Origin of the sequence: Protofrankia coriariae, from assembly GCF_001017755.1 — a bacterium.
Classification (GTDB): domain Bacteria; phylum Actinomycetota; class Actinomycetes; order Frankiales; family Frankiaceae; genus Protofrankia; species Protofrankia coriariae.
In genome coordinates this window covers 27,262-35,114 of record NZ_JWIO01000010.1, presented here as the reverse complement: position 1 = coordinate 35,114, position 7,853 = coordinate 27,262, and the positions used below count along the sequence as shown (strand labels likewise).

The following is a 7,853-nucleotide window of genomic DNA, read 5'->3' as shown; positions in this document are numbered from 1 at the left end:
GAGCCATGCCAGCGGCTCGACCCGGCATCGGGTGGCCGAACTGGTCAGCCGGATCCCGGCCGACGACCCGCGGTCGGACCGGCAGCTGGCCACCGAGTGGGCGCCGATGGTCGGTGTCACGGTGTCGACCGTTCGCAACCATCTGTCAGCGCTACGCCGGGCGGAGGTGACCGCGTCATGACCGACATGCGCGCGGAAATCCGCTCCCTGCGGTGGTGGGCCACTACCGGGATCGTCCTGCTGGCCGTGGTGGTCCTGGTCCTGCGGATCGTCGGCCTGGTCGTCGTCGCGGTCGTGGATGCGGCCGAACGGATCGAGATCGCCGTGTCGACCGCGGCCGGGATCTCCCCGCTGGGCGCGTCCACGCTGGTCCTGCCCGCCGACGTGCCGGTCCCGGGCTGGACCCCCCGGGAGGCCGGCGATGACCGAACCGGCACAACTCGACAAGGACACCGCCGTGGGCGAAGTCGTCCCGGGCCCGTGGGTGCCGGCCCTCCCCGAACAGGTCGAGCCGGCCACGCCGGTCACCCCGGCCGCGGGTACGCCCCTGGACGGCGTGGTGCTGCCCGCCCGGCGTCCGATGGTCGACGAACCGCTGCGGCTGCCGGTGTGGCTGACGGATGCGACCGTGGCCCGCGCCCGGATCGACTACGGCGGCCGGGTCGCGGTCCGGGCGTCGGTCCGCAGCCTGCGCCGGTCACCGGTGGCCATCCTGCGCGGGGTGTGGCGCGGTGGCCGGTTCTGGTGGCGATGGGTCCGCGCCGAAGACCTGGCAGCCGAGCTCCGGGACGCGGCCACCGGCAAGCTCGGCAAGGACGTGTTCATCGTCCGGGATCATCGGCGGATCCGCTGGTACCTCACCGGCGCCACCCTGGCGACAACCGGGGCTGCCGAGACGGTCGCCGCGGTCATGGTCGGCGAATGGGTGCCGGTCATCTCCGGCCTCGCCGCGGCCGCCACGGCGGCGGTTGCCGGACGGCGGATGCGTCTGCCGGGCGAGCCGGCCGGGTACGGCGCCGACCGGGACATCCGCGTGGGCCTGGCCCCGGAGCATCTGAACGCGGCGTTCCGCGCGGCCGGGCTGCTCAAGGCCGACCGGGCGCTGATCCTGTGCGCGCCGATCGTCCGGGAGGGTGCCGGCTGGCTGTCCACCGTCGACCTGCCGCTCGGCGGCGGGAAGACCGCGGCCGACGCCATCCGGAAACGGGACACCATCGCCGCAGAACTCGGCGTGGACGAAATCCAGCTGGACATGTCCCGGGTCCGGGCCCATCAGGGAGGGCACGGCCGGCGGCTGTCGTTCTGGGTCTGCGACGACGACCCGTATCTCGGGAAGCCGCTCATCTCCGGGCTGGTCGACGTCGACCGGTTCGACTTCTGGCGGCCGGTGCCGTTCGGCCGGGACGCCCGCGGCCGGCGGATCGACATCGGCCTGTTGTGGCAGAGCGCGTTCTTCGGCGGCCTCCCCCGCCGCGGGAAGACGTTCTCGATGCGGCTGCTGGTGGCCGCGGCCGTGCTGGACCCGTGGGTGCGGCTCTACCTCGCCGACGGCAAGGGCGGCGCGGACTTCAAGCCGGCCGGCGGGGTCGCGCACCGGTATGTCCGCGGCGCCGACGATGCCGACCTGGCCGCGTTCGAGGCCATGCTCGACGAGCTGATCGCCGAGATGTCCCGGCGGTTCGCGCTGTTCGCCAGCCTGCCCACCAGCGTGTGCCCGGAAGGCAAGCTCACCCCGGAGATCATGCGCCGGTACGGCCTGCCGCTGATCCTCGTGGTCGTCGACGAGCTCCAGGAGTACTTCGAGGCGCTGGAGACCGAGAAGGACCGGGCGCGGATCATCGGCAAGCTCGCGCGGATCGCCCGGCGCGGGCCGGCAGCCGGGTTCATGCCGGTCTACGCCTCCCAGCGGCCGGACGCCAAGAGCGTCCCGACGAAGCTGCGGGAGATCGTCTCCTACCGCTACAGCACGCAGGTCGTCGACAAGACGTCGTCGGACATGGTGTTGGGCGACGGGAAGGCCGCGGCCGGGGCGGACGCCTCCATGCTGTCCGAAGAGCACGTCGGGGTCGGAGTGCTGGTCACCGGCCCGGCGTCGTTCGTCACGGTGAAGGCGGACTACCTCGACAACCCGGCGTTCGAGCGGGTGTGCGCCCGCGGCCGGGCGTTGCGGCTGGCCGAAGGCACCCTGACCGGGCAGGCGTGCGGGGACATCGCCGCGGCGGCCGGCACGGCCGGCTACACCATCCCGCAGGTGATCGGCGACGTGATGGAGGTCTTCGGGCCGCGGACCCGGATGTGGACCGCGGATATCCTCGCCGGCCTGGTCGACGTCGACGAGGACAGCTACGGCGACTGGGACGCGGACATCCTCGCGGCCGAGCTGGACCGCGCCGGGGTCAAGCGCACCACCAAGCAGGTGAAGATCGACGGGGAGAACCGGGCCGGGTACACCCTGCGCGACATCGAAGGCGCGATCCCGCCGGACGTGCTCGCGGCCCGGCCGGTAGAGGGGGCCCCGCCTACCGGCCCGCTCCCCCCTGGTACCGACCCGGCCGGCAGCCACAGCAGCCATCCGTAGACACCCCCCGCTACCGGCGTAGCAGGCCCGGTAGAGCCCTGCGACCTGCGCGGTAGCGGCGGTAGCGGGGGTGCGCCCCACCCGCCCAGGACGGCCACACAGGCCCGTCCGTACCCGAAGGAGAACCGATGTTCGGCAAGAAGGCCACGCACGTTCTGACCGCCACCCACACCGACGGCAGCCCGCTCGGCCCCCTCGGGGGCACCGCGGCCGTCTACGGCCGCCGGGACCTCAAGACCCGGCTGGACGCCGCCAAGGACCGGCCCGACGTGACCGTCACCGTCCGCCGGCTCCGCCGCCGCGACCGGCGCATCTGACCCCACGCCGACAACGCACACGACCCCGGTCTCGAGAATCCCTCAGGCCGGGGTCGCTGCGTGAACGGCCCACGGCCGGTGTTCACCCCTCGGGGGGTATGCGGCGCTCCGTACCAGCTCCTCGCGCGTCCGGGACGTGGTGTGCTGGTTCAGGCGACGATGCCGTCGGGGATGGGGGTGACCTCGATGGTGGGGATGTCGCCTGAGAGCTGCATGCCCTTCTGGGCGAGCCAGACCATGACGGTCACCTCGTCGTCGAGGTTCAGGTCGGCGAACGGGCCCGGTGGGGGTGTAGGCGACCTTCGTTCCGAGGGCGATGTCTTCGATCGTGAGGGTGAGAACCTCCGGGGGCCAGTCCAACGGCCCGTCATCCCACGGCAGAACCTGATCTTTCTGGCCGTAGATCTCTCCGCGAGCTGTCCACATGTGCTTCCGCTCCCCCAGTTGCGACGAGTCCTCGCGCGGGAGTGAAGACCGACCAATATCACTACCCACCCGCGCCCGGGGCGCACCGATCTTACGGGCATCCGTAAGATCGCTAAGCGATGACTCCCACCCGCGCCCGGGTCGCACCCCCGGGCATCTTGGACCGGTGTCTGAGACCGGGCCAGTTCCCCACACGCCCGGGTCGCACGCCCGGCGACACCTTCGAGCCTCCTCGAAGGTGATGACTCCCATCCGCGCCCGGGCGCACGTGGACGTCAGCAAAGTTGAAGTTCACCGAGGGTCAGCTCCCCGCACGCCCGGGTCGCACGGAGCGGTCTTGTAGCTGACCACAAGATCGGCCGCCAGCTCCCCGCGCGCCCGGGTCGCGCCCCTGGGTGAGCTGGTCAGACCGGCTCCCAGAACGGCCGGAACGGTCCCGGCTTCGGCGGGTCGGGCTCAACGGGCGTGCTCAGCCGGGGAAGGCTGATGACCCGGCAGCGCTCGCACAGTTCCCGCGGCGGGATCCGGTAGGCGTCCAGCCCGGTCTTGGGCCGGCGGTGGTCACGGCAACGGAGGACGATACCGGTCACCATGCGGTCCATGACGCCATTGTGGCGATGCGGGTGACCGACGTGCCACAGGCGGGCACAGGCGGACCACGGCATGGCTCTGTCCCCAGCGCGCCCGGGCCGGAAGTCTGACCCGTCAGGGATCGCGATCCTCCCGCGACGCTCCCTCCGCTTGCTCGCGCTCGATGCGGGCGGCGATGGCGTCGTAGATCGGCCGGACGCGGCGACGGCGCTCGACCGTCCATCCGCCGCTGACGTAGAACGCCGCGAGATCACGCAGCAGACCGGCCCGGTGCGGGTGGTCGTCTGGGACCAGCGCCATCACGGCCGGCGGGATGACGGCGGCATCTTCCTCTTCCGTCGTCATGCCAACATTGTCCGAAGATAGTAATCAAACGGCTACAAAGCGGTCAGAATGGGCCACAGTGTGGTCTTCGAGTGCGCGTCTAGGTGAGACAGCGCATCACACTGGCAGTGTGAGGGTCAGGGGGTGTCGCTACTACCGACACCCTTCCCCTCCCCGCCCGGGGTGGACTTCGTCGGGGGTCATATGGCGCCGCAGGGCGGCGACGGATTCGGGCGAGGAGACGACCATCCAGGGTTTCCGCCAGCCCTTCGCGCGGGCGGGGCGGCCGGCTACCGGCTGCTGTCCGGACCGCGGCCGGGTGCCCGCACCGTCCGGTCGACCTTCCCATGCGGGCACCAGCCGGCCACCGCGGGCGGCTCGACCCTTCAGCGAAGCGCGGCGACGATCCGCAGGCGCAGCACCTCGTCGGGAAGGCTGTCAACAGGCCGCCAGGCTGCGGCTGCGACCTCCTCGGCCTGGAGATCCCCGACATCGGCCGCGGTGCGGAAGACGAACCGGAAGTCGACGTGCTGATGCTCAGGCTCGCCCTTGGCGGAGTTGGCGGGGATCGGATGGACGTCGATGTGGACCGGCCCGTCAGATGCCAGGGTCACCGCGGTGGCGGAGATGCCGGTCTCCTCGAGCAGTTCGCGCAGGGCAGCTTCCCGCAGGGAGGCGTCCGCCGTCTCCAGGTGGCCGCCGGGCAGCAGCCACCGGCCCAAAGCCAGGTGGCGGATCTGCAGGATCTCCCCGCCAGGTCGGGCGAGGACCGCTCCGGCGGTCGCGTGGCCACGGAACTCGCTGCGGGAGGTGAGGTCTGCCCCATCCTCCAAGAGGCCGAACACGGGGTCGAGGGCGCCCTTGTCTTCCGGGTAGGCGTCAAGGTAGCCGTTCAAGGTTGCACGGATGTGCTCTGCCGTAATAGGCACAGAAGATCACCTGTTGAAGTAGTTGAGCCAGATCGCCGCGATCGCGGCACGGTCGGCGCCGGAGACCTCGTGGATGCCGGAGGGCAGGGCGCCGCGGGTGAGCATGCTGATCCCGGCGATTATCTCGGCCTGGACAAGGTAGATGAACGGGCCCACGCTCGCGCCGTGCAGGAAGTTCACGGCGTTCCCGCTGTTCGCCAGGTAGAAGTAGTGGCCGGTGGTCTGGTAGCGGTCCACGTGCTCGCTGACCTTCGCGCGTGTGTAGACCGCGGGTAGTCCGGTCAGCTCCAGTTCGTCTTCGCTGCTGGTGACGGTGGCCACGTAGGCGCCGTTACGCAGGTGCGGGAAGTCCTCGCCGCGGAGGGAGATCGCCCCGGTCGCGCAGAGCACGAGCCCGGCGTCGTTCAGCGCCCTCTCACGGTCCCGGGCGACGGTGAAGCCCTGCGCGAGAGCCTGGGTGCGGCGGACCGGGTCCACGTCGTACACGGTGACCAGCACACCTTTGGCGTGCAGGAGACGGGCGATCGAGCTGCCTAACTTCCCGAAGCCGATCACGAGGGCGGGGCGGCCATGGAGGATGTCACCGCGGCCGCGCATGACCGCCTCGGCGGAGAACACCACGGACTGGCCGATGAGGAAGTCCTCGGGTTCCTTCAGCGGAGACCGGGCGACAGAGACCACCGGGCACGGGAGCTTTTCAAGGTCCGCGTAGCGACGGTGACCGTTCTCGGTGTCCTCGACAACCCCGACAAGCTGGCCGGAGAAGTGGCCGTGCAGGTGGGCCAGGGTCGGGGCGAAGTAGCCGCCGATGTCGAGCAGCATGATCCGTTCGCCTCTGGCGCGGGTCTCGAAGTAGTCCAGCGCCGTGCCTGTGGCGCTGAACAGATCGCGGGAGAGGGCGTCGACCGGGATGGACTGCTCAACTTCGCGCCGGGCCGCAGGGTCGATCGACTTCGGTTTGGGCAGCACCGCCCGCAGACGGCTTGTCGCCGCGACCGCGCGGACGAACCCCGGCCGTTCGGGGAGCAGATGAGTGATCAGGAAGGTGGTGGCCTGTTCATCGGAAGCGAACCGAGAGACGATCTTCGTGAAGAACGCGTCACGTCGGGCCCGCTCGAAGGACTCCATCACAGTTCCGCCTCGTCAGATCATGTCGTCGTACTCGCCGGCCTTCACCGCGCCGACGAACCGAGCCCACGCCGCCGGCGTAACCCCGATCGGCCGGCCGAGCGACGACCGGATCAGCACCAGATGCGGCCCGCGGGCAACCTCCACCGCGTCCACCGCCCTCGGGTCCGGGACGGACGGCTGCCGCCAGGACGAAGTGACCTGCGCAACGTCGCGCGGGACGCACACGGAAGATCCTTTCTAGCTGGGCCTGAAATGGGCGGGTCTGGTCTTAGCTCCCCGGTCGGGGAGTGTGGAACGGGAAGGTGATCGGCACCACGCGGCCGTCCAATCCGCGGCTTTTCGCGTGATGATCGGCGGCGGCCACGCTGTGAAACGGCAACAGCACCTCGACCGGCTGCTGATCCGGGCCGTAGACCACGACGGCGTAGAGCACCGCGTCCGCCGGCACGTCGGGCCGGGGTCGGGTCTGGATCCCGCAGGTCCCGGTACGTAGCACGACATCTCCCGTTCGTGGATCGGCTGCGTGGCCGGCCGGTTATCGTGCCGACACGACTACGACACATCGCGTATGTGGGGTAACGGCACCCTGTAACAGGCGGCCGTACGTAACCCGTTACGGGTAACGGGTTACGTCTGTTACCTCCCTTGCGCGATGCCGGGAGGCAGCGATGAGCGACGGCGGAGCCAAGCGGGAGTTGGCCGACCGGATCCGGGAGCTACGCCACGCCGTCGGGTACAGCCAGGAACGGCTTGCCGCGTTGATCGGCTTTCAACGCGCCTACCTCTCCCAGGCCGAGTCCGGCCGGACCGTGCCCTCCGAGAACCTCATCGACGCGTTGGACGCGGCACTGGACGCCGGCGGGGAACTGCGTACGCTGCGAGCCCAAGCGTGGCAACAGCAACGGACACGGCGGCATAGCACACCCGGTCCGCAGCGGGGACGAGGGGAGGAACCCACGAACCGGCGACGGATACTCCAAGCCTCAGCGCTCGCCGCAGCGGCCGACGTCGCAGCCGATCTGTACCACCGGATCACCGCGGCGGAACCAGACCGGCTAACCCTGGACGAGCTCGAAGCCGACCTGGACGAGATCGCAGCCACCTACACGACCGTGCCGCACGCGGTGGCCGCCCCCCGCGTCATCGATGGCTGGCGGCAGGTCGAGACCGCGCTCGACAGGCGAACATCCGCATCCACCCATGCCCGGCTCACCCTGCTTGGTGGGCAGTTCGCCTACTACCTCGGCCGGGTGGCGTTCAACACCGGCGACATGCGTTCCGCCCGCCGGTTCGCCACCCTCGCTGAGCATCATGCCGCTGAAAGCGGAGAACCGGTGCTGTGCGCGTCGATCGCGGCATTACGATCATCGATCGCCTACTGGACGGGCCGTCACCAACAAGCCCTCGGTCATCTGCTCGCCGCGCGCCCCTATGACCATCCCTACACGCGCGCGCGGATGGCCGCGTACGAGGCGCGGACGTACGCGGCTCTCGGCGATATGGAAGCCGCGGTGCAGGCATTGAACCGGATGGAAGCCGCGGCCGGCGACCACCCGC

General features: G+C 70.4%; 9 protein-coding genes and 1 pseudogene (1 of these 10 running past the window's edge). 4 read left to right on the top strand and 6 right to left on the bottom strand.

All coding sequences use genetic code 11. The annotated features are described in order from the left end of the window. The 3 genes and pseudogenes from FrCorBMG51_RS26500 to FrCorBMG51_RS08480 all read left to right on the top strand — a co-directional run. Nucleotides 1–181, top strand: a pseudogene (locus tag FrCorBMG51_RS26500) (winged helix-turn-helix domain-containing protein); the annotation flags it as partial. A gap of 240 nt (nucleotides 182–421) precedes the next feature. Next, complete coding sequence (locus FrCorBMG51_RS08485) at nucleotides 422–2,578, top strand: FtsK/SpoIIIE domain-containing protein (protein ID WP_047222547.1); 2,157 nt, start codon at nucleotides 422–424, stop codon at nucleotides 2,576–2,578. Between the two features lie 128 nt (nucleotides 2,579–2,706). Beyond that, nucleotides 2,707–2,895 carry a hypothetical protein gene (locus FrCorBMG51_RS08480; RefSeq protein ID WP_047222546.1) on the top strand — a complete coding sequence of 63 codons (189 nt, stop codon included), beginning with the start codon at nucleotides 2,707–2,709 and terminating at the stop codon, nucleotides 2,893–2,895. Between the two features lie 830 nt (nucleotides 2,896–3,725). Here FrCorBMG51_RS08480 and FrCorBMG51_RS08475 read toward each other — a convergent pair. The 6 genes from FrCorBMG51_RS08475 to FrCorBMG51_RS08450 form a co-directional block, all read right to left on the bottom strand. Next, nucleotides 3,726–3,911, bottom strand: a complete 186-nt coding sequence (locus FrCorBMG51_RS08475; protein ID WP_162233189.1) for a hypothetical protein — start codon at nucleotides 3,909–3,911, stop codon at nucleotides 3,726–3,728. A gap of 115 nt (nucleotides 3,912–4,026) precedes the next feature. After that, entirely contained in the window at nucleotides 4,027–4,257 is a 231-nt protein-coding gene (locus FrCorBMG51_RS08470; protein WP_047222544.1) for a hypothetical protein, read from the bottom strand. Between the two features lie 365 nt (nucleotides 4,258–4,622). Further along, nucleotides 4,623–5,132: an NUDIX hydrolase gene (locus FrCorBMG51_RS08465; protein WP_235433434.1), complete on the bottom strand. Its 510-nt coding sequence runs from the start codon at nucleotides 5,130–5,132 to the stop codon at nucleotides 4,623–4,625. 39 nt (nucleotides 5,133–5,171) lie between these two features. Further along, nucleotides 5,172–6,293, bottom strand: a complete 1,122-nt coding sequence (locus FrCorBMG51_RS08460; protein WP_047222542.1) for an NAD(P)-binding domain-containing protein — start codon at nucleotides 6,291–6,293, stop codon at nucleotides 5,172–5,174. 15 nt (nucleotides 6,294–6,308) lie between these two features. Then, nucleotides 6,309–6,521: a DUF397 domain-containing protein gene (locus tag FrCorBMG51_RS08455; protein WP_047222541.1), complete on the bottom strand. Its 213-nt coding sequence runs from the start codon at nucleotides 6,519–6,521 to the stop codon at nucleotides 6,309–6,311. Between the two features lie 43 nt (nucleotides 6,522–6,564). Then, nucleotides 6,565–6,729, bottom strand: a complete 165-nt coding sequence (locus tag FrCorBMG51_RS08450) for a hypothetical protein (protein WP_162233188.1) — start codon at nucleotides 6,727–6,729, stop codon at nucleotides 6,565–6,567. Between the two features lie 235 nt (nucleotides 6,730–6,964). Between FrCorBMG51_RS08450 and FrCorBMG51_RS08445 the strand changes: the two genes are divergently transcribed. Next, nucleotides 6,965–7,853, top strand: the 5' portion of a protein-coding gene (locus FrCorBMG51_RS08445; protein ID WP_052914485.1) for a helix-turn-helix domain-containing protein. 35 nt of this gene lie beyond the right edge of the window; 889 of the gene's 924 nt are visible here — the first part of the coding sequence; it begins with the start codon at nucleotides 6,965–6,967; its stop codon lies off the right edge, out of view.